This is a genomic window from Thiorhodovibrio frisius (assembly GCF_033954835.1).
Taxonomy (GTDB): Bacteria; Pseudomonadota; Gammaproteobacteria; order Chromatiales; family Chromatiaceae; genus Thiorhodovibrio; species Thiorhodovibrio frisius.
This window is the reverse complement of the sequence record NZ_CP121471.1, coordinates 530,225-554,352: the sequence shown is the minus strand read 5'-3', so window position 1 is coordinate 554,352 and position 24,128 is coordinate 530,225. Positions and strand designations below refer to the sequence as shown.

Annotated in this window: 22 protein-coding genes; 10 read left to right on the top strand and 12 right to left on the bottom strand. The window is 61.7% G+C overall.

The window, feature by feature from the left end; all coding sequences use genetic code 11:
* Window positions 1–121: 121 nt before the first annotated feature.
* Both Thiofri_RS02865 and Thiofri_RS02860 read left to right on the top strand, forming a co-directional pair.
* A complete protein-coding gene (locus tag Thiofri_RS02865; protein ID WP_009149873.1) occupies window positions 122–556 on the top strand; it encodes a SufE family protein in 435 nt (144 codons plus the stop codon).
* A 60-nt stretch (window positions 557–616) separates the two neighbouring features.
* Window positions 617–1,633, top strand: coding sequence for a TIGR00341 family protein (locus Thiofri_RS02860; protein ID WP_009149874.1), 1,017 nt, complete (start codon window positions 617–619; stop codon window positions 1,631–1,633).
* Window positions 1,634–1,743: 110 nt separating this feature from the next.
* On the opposite strand, the gene epmA is transcribed toward Thiofri_RS02860, so the two are convergent.
* From epmA to Thiofri_RS02845, 3 genes are read right to left on the bottom strand one after another with little or no spacing between them, the layout of a single operon-like run.
* Window positions 1,744–2,760, bottom strand: coding sequence for an EF-P lysine aminoacylase EpmA (gene epmA, locus Thiofri_RS02855; RefSeq protein WP_009149876.1), 1,017 nt, complete (start codon window positions 2,758–2,760; stop codon window positions 1,744–1,746).
* Window positions 2,735–3,307, bottom strand: a complete 573-nt coding sequence (efp, locus tag Thiofri_RS02850) for an elongation factor P (protein WP_009149878.1) — start codon at window positions 3,305–3,307, stop codon at window positions 2,735–2,737. Before efp ends, epmA begins: the two co-directional genes overlap by 26 nt.
* 26 nt (window positions 3,308–3,333) lie before the next feature.
* Window positions 3,334–3,510, bottom strand: coding sequence for a hypothetical protein (locus tag Thiofri_RS02845; RefSeq protein WP_323705840.1), 177 nt, complete (start codon window positions 3,508–3,510; stop codon window positions 3,334–3,336).
* A 23-nt stretch (window positions 3,511–3,533) separates the two neighbouring features.
* Between Thiofri_RS02845 and epmB the strand changes: the two genes are divergently transcribed.
* Both epmB and Thiofri_RS02835 read left to right on the top strand, forming a co-directional pair.
* A complete protein-coding gene (gene epmB / locus Thiofri_RS02840; RefSeq protein WP_009149880.1) occupies window positions 3,534–4,616 on the top strand; it encodes an EF-P beta-lysylation protein EpmB in 1,083 nt (360 codons plus the stop codon).
* Window positions 4,617–4,776: 160 nt separating this feature from the next.
* A complete protein-coding gene (locus tag Thiofri_RS02835) occupies window positions 4,777–6,423 on the top strand; it encodes an EAL domain-containing protein (RefSeq protein ID WP_009149882.1) in 1,647 nt (548 codons plus the stop codon).
* 7 nt (window positions 6,424–6,430) lie between these two features.
* Here Thiofri_RS02835 and Thiofri_RS02830 read toward each other — a convergent pair whose 3' ends face one another.
* The 6 genes from Thiofri_RS02830 to Thiofri_RS02805 form a co-directional block, all read right to left on the bottom strand.
* Window positions 6,431–7,384, bottom strand: coding sequence for a 5'-nucleotidase (locus Thiofri_RS02830; RefSeq protein WP_009149884.1), 954 nt, complete (start codon window positions 7,382–7,384; stop codon window positions 6,431–6,433).
* A gap of 181 nt (window positions 7,385–7,565) precedes the next feature.
* Window positions 7,566–8,141, bottom strand: coding sequence for a hypothetical protein (locus tag Thiofri_RS02825; protein WP_009149886.1), 576 nt, complete (start codon window positions 8,139–8,141; stop codon window positions 7,566–7,568).
* A gap of 48 nt (window positions 8,142–8,189) precedes the next feature.
* A complete protein-coding gene (locus tag Thiofri_RS02820; protein ID WP_009149887.1) occupies window positions 8,190–8,825 on the bottom strand; it encodes a ParA family protein in 636 nt (211 codons plus the stop codon).
* A 138-nt stretch (window positions 8,826–8,963) separates the two neighbouring features.
* Window positions 8,964–9,713 (bottom strand): hypothetical protein, encoded by a 750-nt coding sequence (locus Thiofri_RS02815; protein WP_143741966.1) that lies wholly within the window; start codon window positions 9,711–9,713, stop codon window positions 8,964–8,966.
* Complete coding sequence (locus tag Thiofri_RS02810; RefSeq protein WP_323705837.1) at window positions 9,710–13,759, bottom strand: efflux RND transporter permease subunit; 4,050 nt, start codon at window positions 13,757–13,759, stop codon at window positions 9,710–9,712. Before Thiofri_RS02810 ends, Thiofri_RS02815 begins: the two co-directional genes overlap by 4 nt.
* Window positions 13,760–13,945: 186 nt before the next feature.
* Window positions 13,946–15,148, bottom strand: coding sequence for an efflux RND transporter periplasmic adaptor subunit (locus Thiofri_RS02805; protein ID WP_009149892.1), 1,203 nt, complete (start codon window positions 15,146–15,148; stop codon window positions 13,946–13,948).
* Between the two features lie 500 nt (window positions 15,149–15,648).
* Here Thiofri_RS02805 and Thiofri_RS02800 point away from each other — a divergent pair, with 500 nt between their 5' ends.
* From Thiofri_RS02800 to Thiofri_RS02775, 6 genes are all read left to right on the top strand, one after another.
* Window positions 15,649–17,163 (top strand): dynamin family protein, encoded by a 1,515-nt coding sequence (locus Thiofri_RS02800; RefSeq protein ID WP_009149894.1) that lies wholly within the window; start codon window positions 15,649–15,651, stop codon window positions 17,161–17,163.
* A 48-nt stretch (window positions 17,164–17,211) separates the two neighbouring features.
* Window positions 17,212–18,132 carry an ROK family protein gene (locus Thiofri_RS02795; RefSeq protein ID WP_009149895.1) on the top strand — a complete coding sequence of 307 codons (921 nt, stop codon included), beginning with the start codon at window positions 17,212–17,214 and terminating at the stop codon, window positions 18,130–18,132.
* A gap of 534 nt (window positions 18,133–18,666) precedes the next feature.
* Window positions 18,667–18,975: a PepSY domain-containing protein gene (locus Thiofri_RS02790; RefSeq protein WP_009149897.1), complete on the top strand. Its 309-nt coding sequence runs from the start codon at window positions 18,667–18,669 to the stop codon at window positions 18,973–18,975.
* On the top strand, window positions 18,976–19,638 hold the full coding sequence (locus tag Thiofri_RS02785; protein ID WP_009149898.1) for a response regulator transcription factor: 663 nt from the start codon (window positions 18,976–18,978) through the stop codon (window positions 19,636–19,638). It begins immediately after the preceding gene.
* On the top strand, window positions 19,635–20,990 hold the full coding sequence (locus Thiofri_RS02780) for a sensor histidine kinase (protein ID WP_009149900.1): 1,356 nt from the start codon (window positions 19,635–19,637) through the stop codon (window positions 20,988–20,990). Before Thiofri_RS02785 ends, Thiofri_RS02780 begins: the two co-directional genes overlap by 4 nt.
* A gap of 45 nt (window positions 20,991–21,035) precedes the next feature.
* Entirely contained in the window at window positions 21,036–22,355 is a 1,320-nt protein-coding gene (locus tag Thiofri_RS02775) for a ferredoxin reductase family protein (protein WP_009149901.1), read from the top strand.
* 2 nt (window positions 22,356–22,357) lie between these two features.
* Here the strand turns inward: Thiofri_RS02775 and Thiofri_RS02770 are convergent, their stop codons facing one another.
* From Thiofri_RS02770 to Thiofri_RS02760, 3 genes are all read right to left on the bottom strand, one after another.
* Entirely contained in the window at window positions 22,358–22,573 is a 216-nt protein-coding gene (locus tag Thiofri_RS02770) for a hypothetical protein (RefSeq protein WP_143741967.1), read from the bottom strand.
* A 117-nt stretch (window positions 22,574–22,690) separates the two neighbouring features.
* Window positions 22,691–23,185, bottom strand: a complete 495-nt coding sequence (locus tag Thiofri_RS02765; RefSeq protein ID WP_009149903.1) for a HyaD/HybD family hydrogenase maturation endopeptidase — start codon at window positions 23,183–23,185, stop codon at window positions 22,691–22,693.
* Between the two features lie 35 nt (window positions 23,186–23,220).
* Window positions 23,221–24,126 (bottom strand): cation diffusion facilitator family transporter, encoded by a 906-nt coding sequence (locus Thiofri_RS02760; RefSeq protein ID WP_009149904.1) that lies wholly within the window; start codon window positions 24,124–24,126, stop codon window positions 23,221–23,223.
* Between the last annotated feature and the right edge of the window lie 2 nt (window positions 24,127–24,128).

Genomic DNA, 24,128 nt, shown 5'->3' with positions numbered 1-24,128 from the left:
GGGAGGCTCAACAAGTTGGCGGGTTGCGGGGATTTTTGCGTTGGGCTCTGATTAGTGCGATTGTGAGTACAATCACGCGAACGATGGTTTTGAAATGTCTGTGCTGATTGGGAGAAGCATTATGGATACCGCCGAGGTGCTGGAAGCCTTTGAGTTACTGGGGAACTGGGAGGCGCGTTATGAGTTTATCGGGGAGCTGAGCCGGGAGTTGCTGCAATTGGCAGACAGTGAGCGCACCGAGGCGAATCTGGTCCAGGGCTGTAACACCCAGACCTGGCTGACCGGGAGCCTGGTGGGCAATGATCCGGCGGTGATTGAGTTTCGCGCGGTTGCGGAGACACCTTTGGTGCGTGGGCTGGTGGCCTTGCTGCTGGTGCCCTTTCAGCGCCAGCCTCCTGCAACTGTGCTTGCAACCGATCCGACAGACTACATCGACGGGTTGGGCCTGAAAGAGCATTTGAGCGCGAATCGCCAGGCTGGTATGGAGCATTTCATGGAGCGCGTGTATTCCATCGCCCGCGGTCTTGGTGGAGCGTCCGGGCGGACCCCGGGCTGAACCTAAACCCAGTGTCTGGTCTATTGATTACCAAATACCCTGCGCTAAGGGAATCCCGTCATGCGTATTGTTGAGGTGGTTGCTCCCGCCCGCCATGCCAAAGAGTTGATGGCGATGGCGCGTTTTTATGGCGCGGCGGACTGCTGGTGGGGCGCGGAGGGACCCGATGGCCGGCAGGCACTGCGCATGTTGGTGCCGGATCAGGCGCGGCAGAAGTTGCTTGATGGGTTGCAGAGCCTGCTGGAGAAGGAGAGCACCGGGCGCATTGTGATTCAAACCGTGAACGCGACCTTGCCGCGGGTGGCTGCCGGCGATGAGGAATCGGCGGAGAACAAGCGCAGTTCGGTCGCCAACACACGAGAGGAACTTTACACCGAGATCGCCAAAGGCGCACAGCTCGACGGGAATTTTTTGCTGCTGGTGGCTCTGTCAACCGTGGTGGCGGCTATCGGCATGACGGAGGATAACGTCGCCGTGGTGGTGGGCGCCATGGTGATCGCACCGCTGCTGGGACCGATTATTGCGTTTGCGTTCGCGACTTCATTGGGCGACCGCCAACTCTCGGCGCAGGCACTCACGGCGAGCAGCGTCGGGCTTGGGCTGGCGTTGCTGCTGGCCTTGCTGATCGGTCTGGTCTCGCCAATCGATATCAACAGCCAGGAGATCATGGCGCGTACCGAGGTGGGGCTTGATAGTGTGGCGCTGGCGCTGGCATCGGGCGCGGCGGCGGTGCTGTCGTTAACGACCGGATTATCCTCGGCACTGGTTGGGGTGATGGTGGCGGTAGCCTTGTTGCCGCCCACGGCAGTGATCGGGTTGCTGCTGGGCCATCAACGCTGGGAGCTGGCCTTGGGAGCGGCGCTGCTGCTGGCGGTGAACGTGGTCTGTGTTCTGCTGTCAGCAAAGGTGGTGTTTTTAATCAAGGGCGTGAAGCCGCGCGGCTGGCTCCAGACGCGCAAGGCTCAGACATCCATGACCTTGTATATCGCGCTCTGGGCCATTTTGCTGGCGGTCTTAATCGCTGCCATGCTGATTCGCGGGTCGCTTGGCGATCTGCTCCAGCATGTGCCGCTCTAATCACCTGATGCTGCACGCAGGGGCGGCATTGATCGTTGAGGTGAAGGAGCCGTTTTATCTTGCTGGGTGACCGGGAACTGAAACCGGGGCACTGCGCCAGACCAGGCCCATCAGGCGCGGTCGCTTGGAAAAGCAAGCACTTGGTCGATATGATCGGCACCACAGGCCAGCATCAGCAGTCGGTCGAGTCCCAGGGCGACACCGGCACTCTCGGGCAGACCAGCGGCAAGTGCCGCGAGCAGATGCGCGTCTCGGGCCACGGGCGCCAAACCCAAGGCCTGGCGCGCCTGCTGATCGGCCTCAAAGCGTTGCCCTTGCTCGTCGGCGTCAGTCAGTTCCTGAAAGCCATTGGCCAGTTCCATGCCTTTTAGGTAAAGCTCAAAGCGCTCGGCATGCGGCGGATCATTTTCGCTCAGGCGCGCCAAAGCGGCCTGGCTCGGCGGGTAGTCGTGCACAAAAGTGAGGCCAGCCTGCCCGAGCTTGGGTTCCAGGCAATGGGTGAGCAGCAGATCCAGCCAGCCGTCGGTGTCCAGTTCCAGCCTGTCGCCCAGGCCTTTGGAGCGCGCGACCGCTCTTAAGGTCTCCGGGGTGCAGTGCCAGGGGTCCACTGCGAGTTCGCGCAGAAACAACTCCCGATAACCTACGAACTCGACCCCTTGTTCGGGATCAGACAGCAGTTGGCGGACCAGATCGGCCACCTCCCCCATCAGCTGCATCAACGTCCAGCCTGGGCGGTACCATTCGAGCAGCGTGAACTCCGGATGATGCCGCCGCCCGCGCTCACCAGCGCGAAACACCCGGCACAACTGATAGATGGGACCAAGCCCGGCGGCCAGCAGGCGCTTCATCGGGAACTCGGGCGAGGTATGCAGCCAGTGGCCGCTGTCCTCCACCCGCATGGAGGCGAGCGCCGGATCGGTGGCTGCCGCGGGCGAGAGCATAGGCGTTTCAACCTCCAGCACTTCGCGGGCGGCAAAAAAAGCGCGGATGTCGGCGAGCATCCGCGCCCGCGCTCGCAGCACCTCGGGGGTGGCAACCGGACGCCAGCTGTCACCCCCCGCCTGCAAACTGGCGACAGCCGGCTGCGAAGCCAATGTCGAGCTATTCGTCCCGAGCGCGGGACACATAGGCGCCGGTGCGGGTGTCGACCTTGATCATCTCACCGATCTGCACGAACAATGGCACATTGACGACAGCGCCTGTCTCAAGCGTGGCCGGCTTGCCGCCACCGCCGGAGGTGTCGCCCTTCAGGCCCGGATCGGTTTCGGTAATCTCAAGCACCACGAAATTGGGCGCTTCGACGCTCAGCGGCGCACCGTTGTAGAGGGTCACCGAGCACATGTCCTGCTCCTTGATCCACTTTGCAGCCTCGCCCACGGCCGTCTCATCTGCGGTGAGCTGCTCGAAGGTCTCAGGGTGCATGAAATGCCAGACCTCGCCATCGTTGTAGAGATACTGCAACTCGGTATCATGCACGTCGGCCGCTTCGACCGACTCACCAGACTTGAAGGTCCGCTCCACCACGCGCCCGGTCTTGAGATTTTTGATCCGAACGCGATTAAATGCCTGCCCCTTGCCGGGTTTGACGAACTCATTCTCGACGATATTGTAAGGGTCGCCGTCGAGCATGATCTTCAACCCGCCCTTGAACTCATTGGTTTTATAACTTGCCATGCAAACTCCTCGGCTCTGGCTTCTGCTTACAGGCCCAAGACATCGCGTCCCTGGAGACTGCCGCCAGCCACGCCACGGCGTGCACAAAGCCGCCACTGTCGGGAGGCTTTCGGCGGACGCGCGAACGCACGGACATCGCGATGCTTGAGATCAGCCGCCAATGGTAGCGCGAAGCCGGCGTCAATGGCAGCTGCAAGCGTCAACAAAGATGTCTTGGCCGACAAAGATGCCTAAGGAAGCTGAGCGCGGCGACTGGCGAGCAGATTTGCGTGCCAGCATTCGCGACCTGCCCACTCTGTGCCGCCGGCTCGATCTGGACCCGACACAGATCGCCGCTGGCAAGCGCGCGGCCGCCTCTTTTGCCCTGTGCGCGCCGCACGCCTGGATGGAGCTGATCGAGCCTGGCAACCCGGACGACCCTCTGCTGCGCCAGATTCTGCCAACAACCGAGGAGACCCGCATTCAGGCAACTTTCGGCCCCGATCCGGTTGGCGACCGGCACGCCGAGCAGACGCCCGGCCTGCTCTGCAAGTACCCGGGCCGCGCGCTGCTGCTGGTCACCGGCGCCTGTGCGCTGCATTGTCGCTACTGCTTTCGCCGCTGCTTTCCCTTCGCCACCAGCCTGAATCATCGCGACCGCGCGCTCAGTGCCATCCGCGCCATCGCCGCGCGCCCAGACATCAACGAGGTCATTTTGAGCGGTGGCGACCCCCTGCTGCTAAACGATCACAGCCTGGATTGGCTGCTGCGGGCGCTCGATGGTATCGGGCACCTCAAGCGCATTCGCCTGCACAGCCGCATCCCAATCGCGCTGCCAAGCCGCGTCGATGACAACCTCCGCGCCTTGCTGACGGGCGGCCGCTTGCCGCGCGTGCTGGTCGTCCAAACCAATCACCCACACGAGCTTGGTGAGGCTGCAAGCGCTGCACTGACGCGCCTGCGCGCGGACGGCATCACCCTGCTGAACCAGAGCGTCCTGCTGCATGGGGTCAACGCCTCGCCCGAGATACTCCAGACTCTGAGCGAGCGACTCTTTGCACTGGGCGTTCTGCCCTACTATCTCCATCTGCTCGACCGCGTGACTGGCAGCGCGCATTTCGCTGTTCCCTTAGCGACCTGTGTCAAAGTGGTGGAACAACTGCGCGCCCGATTGCCCGGCTACCTGATGCCCAGGGTCGTTGCTGAGCAGCCGGGCGCCAGCAGCAAAACCCCGCTTGAACATGTCCAGCGGCAACAACAGGAGCGACCCGACCAAGGCAGTCGCTCGCGTGCGCGAAACAGACTCGCGAACCGTCGGGCGCGGGTATAACATGACCACTGGGCTTGACCCAACCAAGGTCGCGCGGCGCACCCAGTCTGAGACGCAACGCAGATACCAGGACACTCCCGGTAACTGATCGCGCAACTTCCGCTCAGACCAGACGAATGCGCCGCCCGGCAACCTCTTTATCCATGGCACAGGTTGGAAGATGGCCAATCCGGCAAATCACTTTCAGCTGCTGATTCTGGCCGCCAAGGCGGCTGACGCGGAAGCAGTGCTGGCGACCCTGAAACGCGGTCAGTTGCCGGTGCGCGGGGCTTTCTCGATGAACCCCAAGAGCCTGGTTCGCGCAAGCCACGCCGATCTGATTCTCGCCTGCATTGGCGAGACGGTCTCTGCTCAAGAGATCGCCACAGCCTACGCCGAAATCGACCAGCGCATTCCGCTCATCGTCATCGCCCCTCCCGGAGAACAGGACGGCAACGCCCTGCATCTGCTGCGCGCGGGTGCCAATGGACTGCTGACACCCGGAGACGAGACTGCACTGACCCGCAGCGTGCGGCGCGAATGGAAACTCTGGACCGCCTCCCAGCAAGCCAAAGCTCTTTATGCGCGGCTCAAACGCAGCGAACGTCACCTGCAGGCACTACTGAAAGCCGGTAGCGAGGGTCTCCAGTCCAGCCAGCGCCTCGATCCCCAAGCGGTCATGCGCTCCCTGACCGGAGACGCGGATGGCGACGGAACGCCCCAGGGCAGCCTGATGGATTTGCTCTCTCCCGAGTATCGCGAGGCCCTTGGCCCGCTGCTTGCGGGTCAGTCAGACGAGCAGCCCGCAGACCAAGAGAAGCCCTCAGCCGAGCCCACTGCTGAAAAGTCAACTGAACCCGCCCTTGACCTCACCCTGAAACCCAGCGGAGAGCAACCGCCACCAGAACCCCCGCCCACCAACAAACAGGCACAAGAGGAACCCCTGGCGCTGCAAGCGTCATCGGAACCAGATGCCATTCGCCCCGCCGCCGATCTTCCGCCACTCACACTCGCCACCAGCGAGGAGCCCCTGCCGGACCTAAGCGATCAGCCCCAGGCGCTGTCCGGACGCCCGCTCAGCGATGACGAACTGATTGAGCAGATTGATCGCGCGCTTGAGAAGGACGCCTTCAAGCTCGCCTATCAACCCATTATCAGCCTGCGCGGCGACAGCCAGGAACGATACAGCGTGCTGCTGCGCCTGCTCGATGACAATCGCAGCTTCCGCGCCGCCGATGATCTGCTCGAACCCGCCGCGCGTTCCGGGCGCATGCCCGATGTCGACCGCTGGGTCATCGCGCATGCCCTGCGCGAACTCAGCGCCCGGCGCCAGGCCGGGCATCGCGCGCATTTCCTGCTCAGCCTGTCCGCCGCGCTGCTACAGGACCCTGATCTACTGCTGTGGATTTGCGATCAGCTGCGCCAGAACAGCATTCGTGGTAACTGGGTCAGCTTTCAGATCCACGAGCAGGACGTGCGAACTCTTGGTGACAGCGCCCATGCCCTGGCCTCAGGGCTCGGGCAGGTCAAAAGCAAGGTGGTTGTCTCAAGTTTCGGCCGCAATCCTGACTCCGAATTGCTGCTCAACGACTTCCCCTTAGATTTTGTGCGCCTGGCCCCGGCCCTGACCGATAATCTCAGCGCAGATCAGCTCAAGAGTGGCCACGTCACGCACCTGCTATCCGCCGCCCAGTCGCGCGGCATCAGGAGCATTGCCGGTTGCATCGAAGACGAGCGCACCCTGGCAGCCATCTGGCGAGCCGGTGCCGACTATGTGCAAGGCAAAGTCCTCGGGCGCCCCTCGTCTGTCTTTGACCTGAACAACTAACTACCGCTCATACCCTGAAACACTTTGCCATTTCGGCTCGTTCTGGGCCGGGTGACGGATTAGCCACACCCAAAGGCACATGCCCAGTCGCTACCAGAGTGCTGGCATCCTGACAATGGGTTTCCTGATCGTCGAAGAAAATATCGGCGTCAAACGCCTTCAGGAAGCGTCCCTTGCCGAGCCCACTGAGAAACAGCGCCTCGTCGATGCGGATATCCCAGGCGCGCAGGGTGCGAATCACCCGTTCGTGCGAGGGCGCCCCACGAGCCGTGATCAAGGCCGTGCGCAGCGGCGATTCCTCTGCTGGAAAGATGCTTTGAATGCGTTGCAGCGCGAGCAGAAAGCCTTTAAACGGGCCATCGGAGAGGGGCTCGCGCGCGGCAGCCACTTCATTGGCGTTAAAGGCCGCGAGCCCATCGCGGCGAAAAATCCGCTCTGACTCATCTGAGAAAAGCACGGCGTCGCCGTCGAAGGCAATGCGCAACTGCTCGTCATTGCGCGTGTTGGCAAAAGGCGGGCTGGCCCAGATGGTGGCTGCCGCGCAGCCGGCCATCAGCGCCTGGCGCACGTCGCTAGGATCGACCGAGAGGAAGAGGTGCGCGCCAAAGGCGGACACATAGCGATATGGGCTTTCACCGCTGGTAAAAGCGGCACGGGCAATGTCGAGTCCGTAGTGATGAATGGAATTGAACACTCGCAGCCCGGTGTCTGAGCTATTGCGCGAGAGCAGAATCACATCGACTTGACCACGTTCGCCGAGCCGTTCATTCAGGGCCAACAGCTTTTTGACCAGCACAAAGGCAACGCCGGGTTCAAGGACGTCGCCTTCATGCGCCACCTGATAGGCGTGATAAGCCTCGATGCCCTGATTCTCGAACACTCGATGGGATTCGGCCAGATCGAACAGCGCCCGCGAGGAGATGGCCACCACCAGGCGGATATCGGACAAAGGCTCAGACATGGTCACAAATTATCGGACGAACTTGCACGGCACATCTCGCCCTCTTGGCCATTACCATACCAATCGGCCGAATTTTCTGGTTTAGGCCGAAACCTCAAAAGGTTCCGTTATACACCGAAGCGACACCCGCTACTCCCCCTTCAAGTCACCTTCGGGCCGAGGCAGTCAGTTCCGATTTGGGTCACCAAGGCATCATGCCGTTCATAAAGTTCATCGGCCGGCCGATGCTGCGATTCATTCCCCCAAGGTCATCGCGCATGACTGCGGTGGTCACTGTCATGGATCGGATGGACTCGTTCATACTCTGCATGTTCGACAGCATGGGCTCGAGGCTGCGGGCGTGAATTTCCATCGCATTGACAGAACCGGTGATGCCGCGCATGTCGTTGCTCATCTGCACCATGTTATCTGAGATGGACTGCATATTGCTTGCCAGCACCGTCATGTTGGAGTCGACGCTAATGGCAAGATAATGCACGTCCTTAGCCAGACTAAACACCAAATAGAAGCCATAGGCCGCCAAAATAATGAAGGCAAACAGGGACGGGTAGACAATTAACTCCCAGCGTCGAGCACTGGTCTCGAAAGCCTGTGATAGACGGTCGACCGCAAAGGCGTTCGCCCGGACATCCTGGCTTTGTTCATCGGCTGCCCGCCTGCGGTCCCCGCGCGGGCCATTCCCTGCCTCCGCATCGGTAGATTCATGGGGCGTCGATTCCGACTGCTCCCCAGTGTCTTTGTGCTGATCTGTCATCATTACCATACTCCTGGGCCGCCTAACGGACCGGCGCGCTCGTGGCTAGTTCTAACGCAGCAAATGCGGATATAGCGCCGCCGCCAGCGCGTTGAATTCCCTCGAGGCCTTGCCGCGCGGATCGAGCTCAAATGCCGCCAACCCCTCGCTGAAGGAACGCCGAAACACAGTCCGCAGCGACAAGCGGCTACGCACGAAACGCACTCCGTTCAGCGATACCAGCGCAGCTGCCGCCTCGTCTGTTTCCCGCACCGCGTGATGGGTGTCGCCGCGATTAATAAAGCCGAGAATCTCGGGTCCTGGACGGTCACGCTCCACGGATTCGACCAAACCCACAAAGCGCTGGGTGGACCAGATATCAGCCTGCGACGGTGGCACCGGCACCAGCACCCGGTCGCACAGGGATAGCGCGAGGCGCAGCGAATCCATGTCCGAGGTACCGATATCGATCAGGGTCTCGGCGGCCTCGGCCAGGTTCTCAGCCGTCAGCGCACTTTGATCGCGCACCTTGAGCGCGGGCGCGAAGCCTTCCTCGATCCGCACCTGGTTCACGTCGGTCAGGGTGGCCTGGGGGTCGGCGTCGATCAACTGCACGTCGACCTCGGCCATCGCCAGCCAGACTCCCAGGTTGAAGGTGAGCGTGCTTTTGCCCGAACCGCCTTTCAGAGACCCGACAACAGTGATCACGACCTTACTCCTTCAAGCCCGCGCTTGCATGGCCAACATCGCATCAAAAAAAAACGGAGCTTAACGCTCGTGGGGCAGCCCCACTCCTGCGGATGAATCTGCCGCTCAGCGCAGTGTCTTTTCACAAAACCAGGGCACCTACCGGGACCAGGGTTGGGAGAAAGAGTCATCGCCCTGCCAGCGTCGGCTGGAATTCGCTGATGAATCCGAGGTGCTACCTTCAGGCTCCAGCGGACGAAAACGATAGCGCGGATCGACTGCCCCAGCGGGCATGCCCGTCTCAAAACGCGTGTCGTCGCGGAATCTGTAGCCACCATAGTCCGCACCCCAGGAGCCGGCGGGCGCTTGCGAATCAGAGTCAAACTGGGTGTCTTCGCGAAAACGATATCCACCCAAGGCCGCGTCCGCCGAAGCCCCGTAGCCTGGATACCCAGGGGATCCGCGCCAGTAAGCCGGATTTTCACCGCCGGTAGCAAACCCGGCCTGATCGTTCGGGGTGAGTTGATCACCCGCACTACCAGACCTGTTAGCGCCATCCCAGACATCTGGCGGTTGGTCTTGCCCGACTCCCGTGCCAGGTTGCGCCCATTGATACCCACCAGAGTATCCAACGCCATTGCCGGCTCCGTACCCGGTGCCAGCGCTGCCGCGATTCCAGTCGGAACTTTGGTAGCCCTGATAAGGACTGGCCCCCGAATAGCCAGGCGCAGGTCTGGAATCGGGTGCGGAATACGGCACAGTCTCGCCCGCGCGATACCAGCCGGGGTTAGAAGTCTTGCTGGCATCCGTTGGCTCCCAGGCCATTGCGGGCAGGCTAATGGCCAGCGCCCCGGCCAGGACGAGTCCAAACCGAACTGATTGCACGCAACAGACTTGGATACACATCATTCGGTGGTTCCGCCTTGATCCTCGTCGGTTTTCAGCCGAATACCCCGTCGGGCCGGTTTCTTGCGCGCGCTCGTGCTGGCCGGTTTCTTGGCTGGCGCCTTGCTTGATGCCGCAGTGCTGCTGCCAGTGCCTGTTCCGGCGCCAGATGCCTTGGCCGTGGTCTTTCTGGTGGTGGCACTGGTGCTGCTGGACTTTTTCACCGGCGCCTTTTTGGTTGGCGGCTTGGCTGGCGCATTTTTAACTGGTGCTTTTTTCGCTGGAGCGGTTTTGGCTGGCGCCGGGCTCGCCGGCATAGCCTCGTCAACCGGCGCAGCCAACTCGCCAGCAGGCTCGGGTTTGCTCGCGGCAGGCACATCTGGCTCGGGCGGCTTACTCGCGCTAGCTGCTTCCTGGGATGCCCGCTCGGCGCGCACCCTGAGCGCATTGCGCCGGGAGACGGATTCTGCAGCCTGCACCGGTTTTTCGCGACCCTTGGCGCGGTGTTTGCGCCAGGCATCCTTAACGGCGCTATAAATCAGCAGCCCCAGCCCGCGCAGGGCATAGCCAATCATCAGCAGACCTTCGCCCAGGTATTTCAGCTTCGAGGGGGCGCTCTTAGTCGCGGGCGACGGGCGCGCGCTGGTTGTCGGCTCGCCTTTGCCAAGCATCCGGGCGCAGGGCACATCAACCCCGGGCGGTGCCGAGGCCACAGCCACCTCGCACAACTCTTTGCTGGCCGCCACGCAGCCCAGCGGGATGACAATCAGGGTGAGGACTGTTGAGACCAAAACGCCCGAAGCAAGCGAGATCGCCATGCCCTGAAAGATGGGATCGCTGAAGATGACGCTTGAGCCAGCCACCAGCGCCAGCGCGGTAATCACAATTGGCCGGGTTCTGGTGGTACAGGCGCGCACCACGGCATCGGTGACAGGCACGCCTTTTTGCACCTCGCTGATGGAGAAGTCCACCAACAAAATGGAATTGCGCACAATAATGCCGGCCAGGGCAATCCAACCGATCATGGAGGTGGCGGTAAACTCGCCACCGAGGCCGAATTGGAAGGCGAGAAAATGCGCCGGAATAATGCCGAGCAGAGTCAGCGGAATAGGCGCCATGATGATCAGCGGAATGCGGAAGTTGCCGAACTCCCACACCACCAGAATGTAGATCAGCACCAGCGCGACACCAAAGGCTGCGCCCATGTCACGGAAGGTCTCGTACGTGACTGTCCACTCACCGCCCCATTCCCAGCCGGAGACTTGGTCGCTCGGTGGGGGCCCCAGCCAGAAGCCCTCGGGCTTGGTGCCATCGGGTGCGTGATAATCGGCCGCCGCCATCTCATCGCCAATCTGGAGCATGGCATAGACGGGCGCGGCCAAATCGCCGCCGACATCCGCGACCACAAATTCGACCCCGCGCAGGTCCTTGCGGTAGATGATAGCTTCCTCGGGCACCCGCTCGAAACGGCCAAGTTCGCGCAGCGGCACGGTAAAGCCAGCGTCGGACTGAATTGGCAGATCACCCAGGGTCTGGATTTGGGAACGCTCGGCCAGAGGCACCTGTATGAGAATTCGAATGGGCTCATGGCCGGAAATCTGCTTCACATCGCCAAGTTCCGCGCCGCCTAAGGCCATGCCGAGATTCTGGTTGATGCGGTCGACTGAAATACCACGGCGCACGGCTTTTTCGGTATCGACGTGGAAGCGCCAGTAGTCGAAGCTGTCGCGCATGTAGTTGTCGACGTCGCGCGTGCTCTCAGCCTGCTCGAAAAACTCGGTCATCTCGTGCGCGAACTGCCGCCGCACCTCGTCCGAGGGGCCATGAATCTCGGCCACCACAGCTTGCAGCACCGGTGGGCCGGGCGGCATCTCGACCACTGAAATGCGCGCGCCGCGCTGTTCGGCCATGGGTTTGAGCATCTCGCGCGCGGCCACGGCAAGCTCGTGACTGGAACGGTCGCGATCATGCTTATTGGTCAGCTGCACTTGCAGTTCACCCTGCCAGGGCTCGGAGCGAAGATAATAGTGGCGCACCATGCCGTTGAAATCGAACGGGCGCGCGGTGCCGGCATACAGCTGGATCGCCGTGACCTCCGGTAACTCGCGCAGGCGGTCGGCCATCTGGTTGGCCAGATTGGCGGTCACCGGCAATGCCGTGCCCTCAGGCATATCGATCACCACCGAGAACTCTGGCTTGTTGTCCAACGGCAGCATCTTCACCGGCACCCAGCTGAAGTAGAAAAAGCTACAGGTGAACAGGAAGGTGCCCCAGAGCGCCAACTTGAAAGTGGCGCGCTTGCGCTTGTTCTCGATAAGCGGGATCAGAATGCGCCGGTAGAGTTTTTGCAGATGCTCGGCTTCGCGGTGCTCGCGCTTCTCGGCCACCCGCAAGAACTGCATCGACGGGCGCAGCCAGTTGGAAATGGCCAGATAGGGTGTGAAGACAAAGGCCGCAAAGAGCGAGATCAGCATGGCGACCGACCCGAGCGCCGGGATGGGTTCCATGTAGGGGCCCATCATGCCGCTGACGAAGCCCATCGGCAGCAGCGCGGCAATGACGGTGAAGGTAGCCAGAATGGTGGGGTTGCCAACCTCGCGCACCGCATCAATGGCAGTGAATTCGTCGGTCTTGCCTTCTTCGAGCCAGCGTCGGTAGATATTCTCGACCACCACAATGGCATCGTCGACCAGAATACCGATGGAGAAAATGAGCGCGAACAGGCTCACCCGGTCGATGGTGTAGTCGGTGATCCAGGCGACGAAGATGGTCATCAAGAGAACCACCGGGATGACCAGCATGACCACAATGGCGGGCTTGACGGCGCGGAAGGCGAGCAACACTAGGACAAAGACAAAGAAGGTCGCCACAAAGAGCTTAAAGATCAGCTCGGAGACTTTCTCATCGGCCGTCTCGCCATAATTGCGGGTGACGCTAACCTCAACATTGTGCGGAATGCGCGTACCGCGCAGTTCCTCGACCTTCTCGATAATGGCATCGGCCACTGTCACGCCATTGGTCAGCGGCTTTTTGGCAATAGCAATGGTCACTGCCGGCTCGCCATTGGCCACCAGTCCCTCGGGCGCCGCCGGACCGGTGTAATACTGCACCATCTGCTCGGCGTCTTCCGGTCCCTGGCGCACGCGACCGAGATCATGCACATAGACGGGCACCTGGTTGAAGGTGCCCACCACCAGGCGATTGATCTCATCGGCATTCTTTAAGAAAGCCCCGGTGGTGACCGAGAAATGCGAGCCACTCGACTCCACCCCGCCAGCGGTGGTCTCGGCATTGGCGGTGGTGATGGTGTTGGCGACCTGGCCAAGGCTGATCTGATAGCTCGCCAGCCGCTCCGGCCAGACATCGACTGTGACCTGCTCGCGTCGCCCGCCAACAATGAAACTGTTGCCGGTGTTCTTGACCTCTTTGAGCACCTGCAGCACATCCTGCGCCAATAGCCGCAACTGGCCGTCATCGACATCCGGCTGGCCATTGCCGTCAACATCCTTCGACCAGATCGTGAGGGTGACAATGGGCACGTCGTCGATGCCCTTGGTCTTGACCATGGGCGGCATGACCCCGGGCGGAATCTTGTCCATGTTGGAGGCGATCTTGTCGTTCACCTTCACCAGCGACGGACCCATCTCCTCGCCGACTTTGAATTCCACCGTCACCATGCCCTGGCCGCGCTGAGCGGCGGAGTAGACATGCTTAACGCCTGGAATCTCGCTCATGATGCGCTCGAGCGGCTGCATGGCGAGGTTTGACACCTGCTGCGCCGAAGCGCCCGGATACTGCACCATGATGTCAATCATGGGCACCGAGATCTGCGGGTCTTCCTGGCGCGGGGTGGCAATCAGCCCCAGCAGGCCCATGGCCAGCATGGCAACATAGAGCAGCGGGGACAGGGGGGAATGAATGAAGGCTCGGGCAGTTTTGCCGGCGAGGCCAAGGTTCTCGCTAGCCCGAGCGTCGTTTTTCTGGGGGCCTTTCTCTGCAAGGCCATTGGAATTCAGGTCGTTTGACGGGACGTCCCCTTCCGGGTGCATGTCATCCTGGCTCATGGGCATGATCTAACTGTTAGCGTTGCGATGGCGCCGGGGCACCCCGACCTGATTGACCGTCTGAACTGGCCGCCTGATGAGTCGCCTGATGAGCCGCCTGATAAGCCGATAGCTGAATCCGCCCGGCACCCTTGACGCAAGTCCAGTCGGCAACAGGGAGAGCGCGTTGGGTACCCATCCCGCGCGGAATCATCAGTGCTTCTCGTCCCCAGTCGGGCGACTGGACCAGCCGCTGGCGATACCAGGGCCGGGATTGGCCAGAATGCGCTCGCCAGCGCGCAGGCCACTGAGAATACTCACACCGCCCTCGGGCGTGGTGTCACCCACACGCACCAGTCGCAACTGCGGCAGGCCGTTCTCGTCGAGCACATAGACGCCAGGCAGGCTGCCGTTATAGCGGATAGCCGAGCGCGGCACGACCGGACTGGTGCGCGCCGGGACGTTAAAATCCGGCACCAGCACGGTGGCATACATGCCAGGCTCCGAGGTGCCCTGCGGCAGGTCGAATTTCACCTTGATAGTGTGGCGCTGCGGGTCGGCCATCGGGAAGATTTGCGCGATGCGCACCGGCACATTGGGCGAGGCACCGGCACGCGCACCAGGACCGCTCGCCGGGATGTCGAGTTCGGCGCGCAGCATCATGCCCTCACGCAAACCCGAGCGCAGTCGCGCCGGCACATCGACCTCCACCTGCAGAAATTCCATGTCGGCAAATTTCAGCAGCGGTTGACCCGGCTGCACCGTATCGCCCACCTCGACAAGCTTGCTGACAATCACCCCGTCGAAGGGTGCGATCGAGCGCGCGTCACGCAGTTTGGAGTCGAGCGCGCGCAACTCGGCCTGCAAACGCATCATCTGATGATGGGCCTCGCGCACCTGGGTGCGAGAGGCGTAAAGATCGGCGGCCTCTTCAGCGCCCTGATCACGCTCGCCGATAAAGTCTTCCATCGGGCGGGTCAACATCTGGTCAAACAGATTCGGCACACCCATGCCGCCGGGTGCCGACTTTGACCGCGGCGAGTAAAGCTCGCGGTTGTATTGCACATCGGCATTGCGAATCTGGGAATCCGCCGAGGCCATTTGCGCGAACAGCGCCTCGCGTTTCGCCTCAAGTTCGCTTGCGTCAATCGACACCAGCACAGCGTCCTGATCGAAAGAATCCCCTTCGATACCGGCGATGAATTTAACCCGCCCTGGCATTTGCGCGGCGAAGGTCACCTCCTTGTAGGGCATCACGGTTCCACCGACCGACATGGTCGGGAACCCCTCGGCTTGACGCACCACAATCGCCTCGTCGGAGGCGATTGCCTCGCGCACCAGCCCCGGCAGGGCAAGAACGGTCACCGCCAGCAGGCTGCTAGCGGCTGTTAGCACAGGTTTCGCTTTGAATCCCATCAGTCGGGCACCTGAAGATGAGCAGAATTTGAATGCGCGGCCTATCAAACAGCAGGCAGCCAGGGGCGCGGTGGTTCCAATCGCCAATGCGGTCATTTGGCGGCACGGCAAGCGCCAAACAGGCATCGCATCATGCCAATCGCATCACGCCGGCAACTGCCACCCCCGCACCCTGAGCGCCGCTCAAACCGTCGCGCGGCTCGGCAGTATCCTGAAATCCCGGCGACAATTCAAGCCAGGTCAACAATTTGACGACTTAACCGGTGGATACCCCGCGGCCAGAGCGCGAAAAACCCAGAGACTACCTTCGCTGCGGCAAAGCGTATAGTATCCGCCCAGCCATATTGATGATTCAGCGGCCCGGGTTGAGCTGCCTGCCGGCTCCCAGCCACGCCTGGCCCTAAGATTGCTGGTCCCGGCCACCCCGGACAATACGGCTGCTGTTTCAGGGTAAACCCGCGCCAGAATCCAAGATTCAAAAACCTGTAAGGAGAAGCCAGATGCCCCCGGCGGTCGGATCAGAAAGCGTACAACAGCGCATCAGCGATCTTGAGTCTCATCTTGAGCAAGAAAACCCCATTCTGCTCAACGCGGTGCAAGGCTTCCGGCGACTCGACAGCGTCGCCTACGAGATGAACCTGCTGGAAACCAACAAATCCTTCGCCAGCCAGATTCCCTGGTGGCCGCTGATTTCCATTCTTGGCACCTTCTCAGCGGGCAAATCCACCTTCATCAACAGCTATCTTGGCCAAGAGATCCAGCGCACCGGCAACCAGGCGGTCGATGATCGTTTCACTGTGGTGGTTTACAGCCCGGAAGAAAAGAGCCATGCCCTGCCAGGGGTGTCGCTCGACTCCGACCCACGTTTTCCCTTCTACCAGATGTCGCGCGAGATCGAGCGCGTCGCCGGCGGTGAGGGCAAGCGTATCGACGCCTATCTACAGCTCAAGACTTGCCGCAGCGAGCGCCTGCGCGGCAAGATTTTAATCGACTCCCCCGGCTTTGACGCCGATGCCCAGCGCACGGCTATCTTGAGCCTCACCAACCACATGATCGACCTGTCTGATCTGGTGCTGGTGTTCTTCGACGCCCGCCACCCCGAGCCGGGCGCCATGCGCGACACCCTCAAGCACCTAGTGGGGGACACCATGGTGCGCAGTGATTCGAGCAAGTTTCTTTACATTCTCAACCAGATGGACAGCGCCGCGCGCGAGGACAACCCGGAGGACGTAGTCGCCGCCTGGCTGCGCTCCCTGGGCGAAGTGGGCCTGACCACCGGCCGCTTTTACACCATCTACAACCGCGATGTGAGCACGCCCATCACCGACCCGGCACGGCGCAAGCGCTTCGAGGAGAAGCGCGATCGCGATCTGGCCGACATTGACCAGCGCATGGATCAGGTCGAAATCGAACGCGCGTATCGCATCATCGCCACCCTGCGCAAGACCGCCACGGCGCTCAACGACGAGACCATCCCACTGCTCAGCCAATCGGTATCGCGCTGGCGCACCCGCACTCTGCTGGCCGATGGCGCCATTTTCGCGGGCCTAGCCTTTCTGTTTTTGTTCTGGAGCATTACCGCCGGGCACTGGCAGGGGCTGCACTACCAGCCCGGCTGGCTCAAGTATTTTGAAGAGGTTGGCATTAACTGGGGGCTTGAGGGGCTCGAGGCGGGCATGATCCTGCTGCTGATCGCCGCCCATTTTGGCGTGCGCAAGCTCATGGTGGTCGCCATGCTGCCTGGCATCAAAAAGAAAGCGCAAGCAGCGAAAATGCCCGGCGATCCGGCGGCGGCCTTCGTGCGCAACACCCGCAGTTGGCGCCCGCTGCTCACCGGCAAGCCCCTGGGCTGCAACCAATGGAGCGAGGGCCGCATCGCCAAGGTGCTGCACGACTGCGAGGCCTATGTGCAAAGCCTGAACGAGCGCTTCACCAACCCCAAGGGCATCAAGGACCCAGCCACCGTGCTCAAGGCGCAGGCGGGCGAGCAGGCCGAGGGCGCAAGCAAAGCCTGACATCCTGCCCAAGCCAAGCCGGCATTTGCTCAAACGGCATCCGCGTCTATGCGCATTGGGGTCGACCTCGGCGGCACCAAGATTGAAGCCGTGGTGCTTGAGGCCAGCGGCGAGATGCTATGGCGTGGTCGCCAGCGCACCCCCCAGGGCGACTATGCCGGCACCCTCGCCACAGTCGCGCGCTTGGTCGCCGAGGCAAGCGCCGCCATGGGTCCAGCCGCGCGCGGGTTGCCTGTTGGCGTCGGCGTCCCCGGCGCCTTGTCGCCCTTCAGCGGCCGACTGCGCAACGCCAACTCAACCTGTCTAAATGACCGCTTGTTGGATGTCGATCTTCAGCAGGCACTAGAGCGCCCGGTGCGCCTGGCCAACGATGCCGACTGCTTCGCCCTGTCCGAGGCCAGCGACGGCGCCGGGGTCGGCGCGCACTCGGTCTTTGGCGTCATTCTTGGTACTGGCACTGGCGGCGGAATCGTCATCAACGGCCAACTACTCAAGGGTCCCAATGCCATCGTCGGCGAATGGGGTCACAATCCCCTGCCCTGGCCACGCCCAGACGAACTCCCCGGCCCGCCCTGCTACTGCGGCAAGCGCGGCTGCATCGAGACCTTCGTCTCCGGCCCCGGGCTGGCGGCTGATTATCACCGCGCCTGCCCCCGAAGTCCGGCTGACGCAATGTCCGCGCAGGCCATCGCCACCGCTGCGGCAGACGGCGATCCAGCCGCCAGCGCAGCGCTCGAGCGCCACCGCGACCGGCTCGCCCGTGCCCTTGCCAGCGTGATCAACCTGCTCGATCCTGAGGTCATCGTGCTCGGCGGTGGTCTGTCCAACCTGAGCGCGCTCTATACCGAACTCCCGCCTCTGATCAACCGCCATGCCTTCACCGAGGCACTGGCCACGCGCATCCTTCCGCCACGCTTTGGTGACTCCAGTGGCGTGCGCGGCGCCGCCTGGCTCTGGCCGGATGGCTAAGCTTTGGTTTGGTCCTGCTCATTCGCTTGGGGCGCCAGAGTCGCCAACCGGAGCACCACTCGTTCACATGCTGTCCGATTTGAAGACCTTGGCCATGGCTTCAGAGAAGGCGATCGACGCGGTAAAGAGGACGTCGCCGGCGCGGTGTGCGAGCTGGGCTACACTCAGTCATGAATAGCCACCTGTTGCGCAAAGCTGTACCTCAAGCGTGGTTTTAGATCGTCACGATCATAGCGCCACCTGCATCTGGCCGCTATAGCCCGCAGTCGCGTGCCATGTGGGCTGGCGAACAGCTTCTTTGCAGTGCTCGTAGACCGCTTCGCCGATGCCAAGCGTTTTTGAGAAGTGACTGAGTCATCACCTAAACCATTGATGTGCTGAATCCGAATACTGGCCTCCTGAGGGCCGATTTTTCAGCAGCAGTTCAGTTTGCGCAATCAGACTAGCAACCGTCGTTCGAGCCGTCGAGAGGAACCATCCGCGATCGACCTGGCTTGATCGGTGCCGACTAACTCTCTGAAACGGAGCAAACTGATGAAACGACATTATTTGATCGCGACCACAGGTCTGGGGCTGCTGTTGGCCATGGGCAGCTCCCTGGCCAGTGAACGACTCGACCACAACGCGATCAAGCAACTGCGCGAGACCGGCGCAATCCTGCCGATGGAGCAGGTGATGGCCAGCGCGCAAAGCGTGCAGCCGGGTGAACTCGTGGAGGCCGAGCTTGAACGCGACGTCGGCACCTACCTTTATGAAATCAAGATCCTGGCTGCCGACGGAACTGTCCATAAGCTCTATCTCGATGCTGCCACAGCCGAAGTGGTCAAGCGCAAGGAGAAATAGATGCGACTCTTGCTGGTCGAAGACGATGCCGGGCTGGCGGCTGAGCTGCAGAAGACGCTCAAGTCGTCCGGCTTCGTCCTCGACCATGCCAGCGACGGGATCACGGGAGAGGCGCTCGGTGCCGACGAGTCCTATGACGCCATCGTCCTCGACCTGGGGTTGCCCGGGCGACCTGGACTCGAGGTGCTGTGCCATTGGCGCAGCCGTGGAGTGACGACACCCGTGCTGGTGCTGACCGCGCGCGATACTTGGCACGAGCGTGTTGATGGGCTCAAGGCCGGGGCTGACGACTATCTCGGCAAGCCCTTCCACCTGGAGGAGCTGATCGCCCGCATCCATGCCTTGACCCGACGGGCGACGGGCAATCTGCGTCGCACTCTGGAGGTCGGCGGGCTCTGTCTTGACGAGGATCAGCAGCAGGCGATCCTGGCCGACGGCATCGCCCATGAGCTGACCGGCACCGAGTTTCGCCTTCTCCGTTACCTGATGCTCCACCCCAACCAGATCCTGTCCAAGCCTCAGATCATGGATCACGTGTACGAGCTGGAGGCCGACCGGGGCAGCAACCTGATTGAGGTCTATGTGCGGCGCCTGCGCGAGAAAATTGGCAGGGGCCGGATCCGAACCCTGCGTGGCCAGGGCTATCTCTTTCCACGCCAATGAAATCCTTAGAAAGTCGTCTACATATCGGACTCGGCATCAGCCTGTTTGTCCTGATCGGCGCGGTCTGGTGGAGTGGCCACGAGGCCATGCACCGCACGGCGGATGCCTTTGTGCTCTCGCGGCTCGAGCACGATGCCGAAGGACTGGTCGGGGCCTTGACCCGGCGTGCGGATGGGCACCTCGAGGTAGGGAATCAACGCTTGACCCCGGTCTATCACCAGCCCTTTTCCGGGCACTATTTCGTCATCGAAACCGTTGATGGGCAACGCATCCGCTCGCGTTCGCTCTGGGATCAGGACCTGGCCGACCGCCCCCTTTCGCCGGGCACCTCCGCACATTGGCGCGCGATCGGCCCGGATCAGCAACGATTGCTGGTCTGGGAAGGCGGCTATCACCTGGATGGCATCGAATTCGCGCTCGCCATCGCCGAGGACGTCACCGCACTTGACCGGGCGTTGGCCTTTATCGAGCAGCTGTTTGCCGGGCTGGCGATCGGTGGGTTGGTCATCATGCTGCTGGTGCAGCGGTTCGTCGTGCGCCGGGCTTTTGCCGCCTTGGCGCCCGTCTACCAGGACATTGAGCGCCTGGAGTCCGGCCAGACGCTCGCCCTGACCGAGCGGGTGCCGAGCGAGATTCTACCCTTGGTGCGCAAGCTCAACCGCCTGCTGTTGCACTTCGCGCAGCGCCTGGAACGCTCGCGCACCGTCGCCGGCAACCTGGCCCATAGCATCAAGGGCCCCCTGAGCCTACTGCGTCAGCAATTAAAGGATCCTGACCTGAACATCGCTCAGGCACCACGCCAGACCCTGATCGACCAGGTCGAGCGTCTGCGCCAGCTCGCCGAGCGCCAGCTCAAGCGCGCACGTCTTGCCGGTGCCGGCGGCGCCGGAGTGCGTTTTAATCCGAATGCCGAGCTGCCGACGCTGGCGCGGCTGCTCGGGCGTATCCATGCCCCGAAAATCCTCGATATTCAACTCGATCTGCGCACTTCGGGTCTGCTCAGCGTCGATCGCGAGGACATGCTGGAACTGCTCGGCAACCTGCTCGACAACGCCTGCAAATGGGCCATAGCCCATGTGAGATGCAGCGTGACAGTGCTGGGAGATGAGATCGTCATCCGTGTCGAGGACGATGGTCCGGGTTGTTCAGAACACGATATAGCGGCTATCACCGAGCGCGGCGTGCGGCTTGACGAGCAGATCAGCGGTCACGGACTCGGGCTGGCGATCGCCCGAGAGATCGTCGAGAGTTATCAGGGCCGGATCCGCTTTCATCCCGCCTCGACGCTCGCTGGCCTGTGCGCCGAGATCAGACTGCCGGTCGGTGATGGGCAATGGCCGTCGCCGTGTTGATTTAACACGTCAATCATTCCACTCATCAATGGGATTCAGACGATCATGAACATCTATCTAACCGGCTTCATAGCACTTCTTGTCCTTGCCTGGGCGGGCGCGCTCGCTGTGAGCGGTCCGGGGACCAACTCCCTGCCCTGGGCCATTCAAAGCCAGGCGTTCTACCTCAGTGGTCTGCTCGCGATCGGCCTGATGTCGCTGGTGATGGTGCTGGCGACACGTCCGACCTGGTTGGAACGCCCGCTCGGTGGCATGGATCGCGTCTACCGTCTGCACAAATGGACCGCCATTCTCGCTGTGACCTTCGCCGCGATGCACTGGCTGCTTGAGGAAGGCGACGACCTGATCAAATCCATGTTCGGTTGTCTGGGACAGCCGCAGGAAGAGGAGTTCAGCGGCCTACTTCACGACTTGCGTGATGTCGGCGAGGAACTTGGCGAGATCGGCATTTACCTGCTGCTAGCCATGGTCATATTGAGTCTACTGAAGCGTTTCCCCTACAACATCTGGCGCCATATCCATCGTGCGATGCCACTTCTGTATCTGGCGCTCGCTTTTCATGCCGCCATGCTGGCACCAAGCCATTACTGGAGCCAGCCGCTCGGCCTGCTTCTCGGGGTGCTGCTGGTTGTGGGATCTTTTGCGGCCGTTATGACACTCTTGGGTCTCGTCGGTCACACACGACGCGCACGAGGGACGATCCTGTCGATCTCGACACCTTCGCGCGATGTCACCGAGGTGGTCTGTCAGTTGGACAGCCGTTGGCGGGGACATTGCGCTGGGCAGTTCGCCTTCGTGAACTTTGATCGCTGGGAGGGCCATCACCCCTTCACCATCGCCAGCGCCGATCATGGGGGGCGCCGCGTGACCTTTCTGATCAAGGCGCTGGGCGATTTTACCCGCGCGCTGCCACAGCGAATTGCCGTTGGGCAGGCGGTGACGGTCGAGGGGCCTTATGGCTTTTTTGAGCTGCCACGCCGCAATCCCGAGGCACGACAGATCTGGGTGGCTGGTGGAATCGGTATCACGCCCTTCATCGCCTGGCTGGAGGCCTTACGCGCCAACCCGGACGCTTCTCTCGTCACGGATTTGCATTACAGCACGCGGAACCAGGAAAGCGACCCCTTCGTTGAGCGCCTCAAGAGCTTGTGCGCGGACCTGCCGGGCGTCTCGCTTCACATCCATGACAGTCAGTCCGGAAGCACCCTGAGCGCCGAGCATCTTGCATCCATGTACGAGGGTTTGCGCAAGACCGAAGTCTGGTTCTGCGGCCCGCGCCGATTCGCCAAACAGCTGCGTACCGGACTGAATCGCGCCTGGCGCGGCCACTTGCAGTTCCATCAGGAAGCCTTCGAGATGCGCTGAATTCATTGAATCAGATTGATTGATAGGGTGCGGGGTGAATTGATGGTGACCAGTTTCAGCGATGTTCCAGTTCGTGTTGGCTGCTCCGTTTGGCAAGCAGGCGATCCATCCATGATCGACAGCATGCTGAGCGAGATTAAGGCATCACTCAAACGACTCATTGAAGCGGGAAAACCGGGCCGGATGGTCAACCCCTGGTTGAGGTGGATGTCCATCATGCCGCCAGAGTGTCAATGGTGTCAGACGCCAGGGACGCAACCCGCAATGACGGGCATTCACCAAGCCTTTGTGATGCGTCAGATGGAGGCTAGTGCCCTAATGGGCCGCAAACCGCCTCACCGGATCGAACCGCCGGTTTCCGTTTCATTCCATCGGCGTAGCATCTCCTTCACGCGGGCCATCGCCATTGGCACCGCCGCCTCGACCGCTGGGGTCAAACTGTCGCCCCAGTCGACTACCGCAGGCTCAATCCCCACCAAGGCGCGTCGCTCAGGCAACCGATCCGTCAGCCGTACCATGTCCAGCAGGTCCGCAAGACTTACCTCATGCACGCTTTTGGCGTGCTGGCGCAACCGCCGATCCATGGTCTCTCCCTCAAAAACGCGAACGCTTCCTGGGGGATCGCCCATCGCAGCGGCATCCACGACAATCAAACAATGGCAATCCTCAATCGGCCCCGCGAGGCTGAAACTGAGGGTTCCACCGTCAAGGAATTGCAGCGGCGCGGCGGGGTCTGCCTCTTCCTTCAGGTGTTGAACGACCAGCGGACCGACGCCCTCATCCGATAAGAGGGTGTTGCCAAGACCAAGGATGAGCGTGCTTTGCGTCATGTGGTTACTCCCGCCACCATGTCTGTGGTTCTTGTTCACTCGCAACCGAGACTCACCGGATCCTGATGGATGAGAATGTCTGAGTCCGGATAGCGCTCGCGGATCCGAGCTTCGACCGCGAGCGCGATCTGATGCGCCTGGCGCAACTCAAGCGCGTCGTCGAGTTCGAGATGCAATTGGATGATAAGCGACTGGCCGGATTGGCGCGTGCGCAATCCATGCGCACCGCGCACCTCCGGTATGGCGCGCACCAATTCCAGGATCTGCCGGCGCGCGTCATCGGGAAGCTCGCGATCCATCAGCATCTCGATGGCGTCACGCCCGATCCGCACCGCGCTCCACAGGATATAGAGACCGATAGCCAAACCAAGGATCGGATCGACTCCCGACCAACCGAGACTGGCCAGCCCGAGCGCGACCAGCGTAGCAGAGTTCGTGGCCAGATCCGTGGCGTAGTGCAAGGCATCGGCGCGGATTGCGGGTGATCCGGTACGCCGGATGACATGGCGCTGGAGCGCGAGCAATGCCAGGGTGACGAGAATAGCAAACGCGATCACACCCACGCCGATACCGATCTCAGTCAGCGGGCGTGGATGCAGGAAGCGATCGATGGCGTGCAGACCGAGAAACAGCGCGGAGCCAGCAATGAACGCCGATTGCCCGAGCGCGGCCAGAGCCTGCGCCTTGCCATGCCCGAAACGATGCTCAGCATCGGCTGGTTTCAACGACCAGCGCACGGCGAAGAGCGTCAGCAGCGATGCCATGGCATCCATCGTCGAGTCCATCAGGGACGCCAGAACCGTGATGGAGCCCGTCATTCCCCAGGCAACGATCTTGACCAGGATCAGCAGGCAGGCCGTGATCACCGACGCCCCGGTCGCCAGTCGCAGCAATCGGGCGGTTTCTTGGGATGTCGTCGGTTCGCGTGGTTCGATAGACATGT

Bases quoted from the DNA above. Each gene is read 5' to 3' on its own strand.
- Thiofri_RS02860 (WP_009149874.1), top strand. From the start codon at position 617: ATGCGTATTGTTGAGGTGGTTGCTCCCGCCCGCCATGCCAAAGAGTTG.
- epmA (WP_009149876.1), bottom strand. From the start codon at position 2,760: ATGTGTCCCGCGCTCGGGACGAATAGCTCGACATTGGCTTCGCAGCCG.
- Thiofri_RS02835 (WP_009149882.1), top strand. From the start codon at position 4,777: ATGGCCAATCCGGCAAATCACTTTCAGCTGCTGATTCTGGCCGCCAAG.
- Thiofri_RS02760 (WP_009149904.1), bottom strand. From the start codon at position 24,126: ATGTCTATCGAACCACGCGAACCGACGACATCCCAAGAAACCGCCCGA.
- Thiofri_RS02780 (WP_009149900.1), top strand. From the start codon at position 19,635: ATGAAATCCTTAGAAAGTCGTCTACATATCGGACTCGGCATCAGCCTG.
- Thiofri_RS02830 (WP_009149884.1), bottom strand. From the start codon at position 7,384: ATGTCTGAGCCTTTGTCCGATATCCGCCTGGTGGTGGCCATCTCCTCG.
- Thiofri_RS02790 (WP_009149897.1), top strand. From the start codon at position 18,667: ATGAAACGACATTATTTGATCGCGACCACAGGTCTGGGGCTGCTGTTG.
- Thiofri_RS02770 (WP_143741967.1), bottom strand. From the start codon at position 22,573: ATGATGGACATCCACCTCAACCAGGGGTTGACCATCCGGCCCGGTTTT.
- Thiofri_RS02815 (WP_143741966.1), bottom strand. From the start codon at position 9,713: ATGATGTGTATCCAAGTCTGTTGCGTGCAATCAGTTCGGTTTGGACTC.
- Thiofri_RS02795 (WP_009149895.1), top strand. From the start codon at position 17,212: ATGCGCATTGGGGTCGACCTCGGCGGCACCAAGATTGAAGCCGTGGTG.
- Thiofri_RS02765 (WP_009149903.1), bottom strand. From the start codon at position 23,185: ATGACGCAAAGCACGCTCATCCTTGGTCTTGGCAACACCCTCTTATCG.
- Thiofri_RS02800 (WP_009149894.1), top strand. From the start codon at position 15,649: ATGCCCCCGGCGGTCGGATCAGAAAGCGTACAACAGCGCATCAGCGAT.
- Thiofri_RS02825 (WP_009149886.1), bottom strand. From the start codon at position 8,141: ATGATGACAGATCAGCACAAAGACACTGGGGAGCAGTCGGAATCGACG.
- Thiofri_RS02805 (WP_009149892.1), bottom strand. From the start codon at position 15,148: ATGGGATTCAAAGCGAAACCTGTGCTAACAGCCGCTAGCAGCCTGCTG.
- Thiofri_RS02775 (WP_009149901.1), top strand. From the start codon at position 21,036: ATGAACATCTATCTAACCGGCTTCATAGCACTTCTTGTCCTTGCCTGG.
- efp (WP_009149878.1), bottom strand. From the start codon at position 3,307: ATGGCAAGTTATAAAACCAATGAGTTCAAGGGCGGGTTGAAGATCATG.
- Thiofri_RS02810 (WP_323705837.1), bottom strand. From the start codon at position 13,759: ATGCCCATGAGCCAGGATGACATGCACCCGGAAGGGGACGTCCCGTCA.
- Thiofri_RS02865 (WP_009149873.1), top strand. From the start codon at position 122: ATGGATACCGCCGAGGTGCTGGAAGCCTTTGAGTTACTGGGGAACTGG.
- Thiofri_RS02785 (WP_009149898.1), top strand. From the start codon at position 18,976: ATGCGACTCTTGCTGGTCGAAGACGATGCCGGGCTGGCGGCTGAGCTG.
- epmB (WP_009149880.1), top strand. From the start codon at position 3,534: ATGCCTAAGGAAGCTGAGCGCGGCGACTGGCGAGCAGATTTGCGTGCC.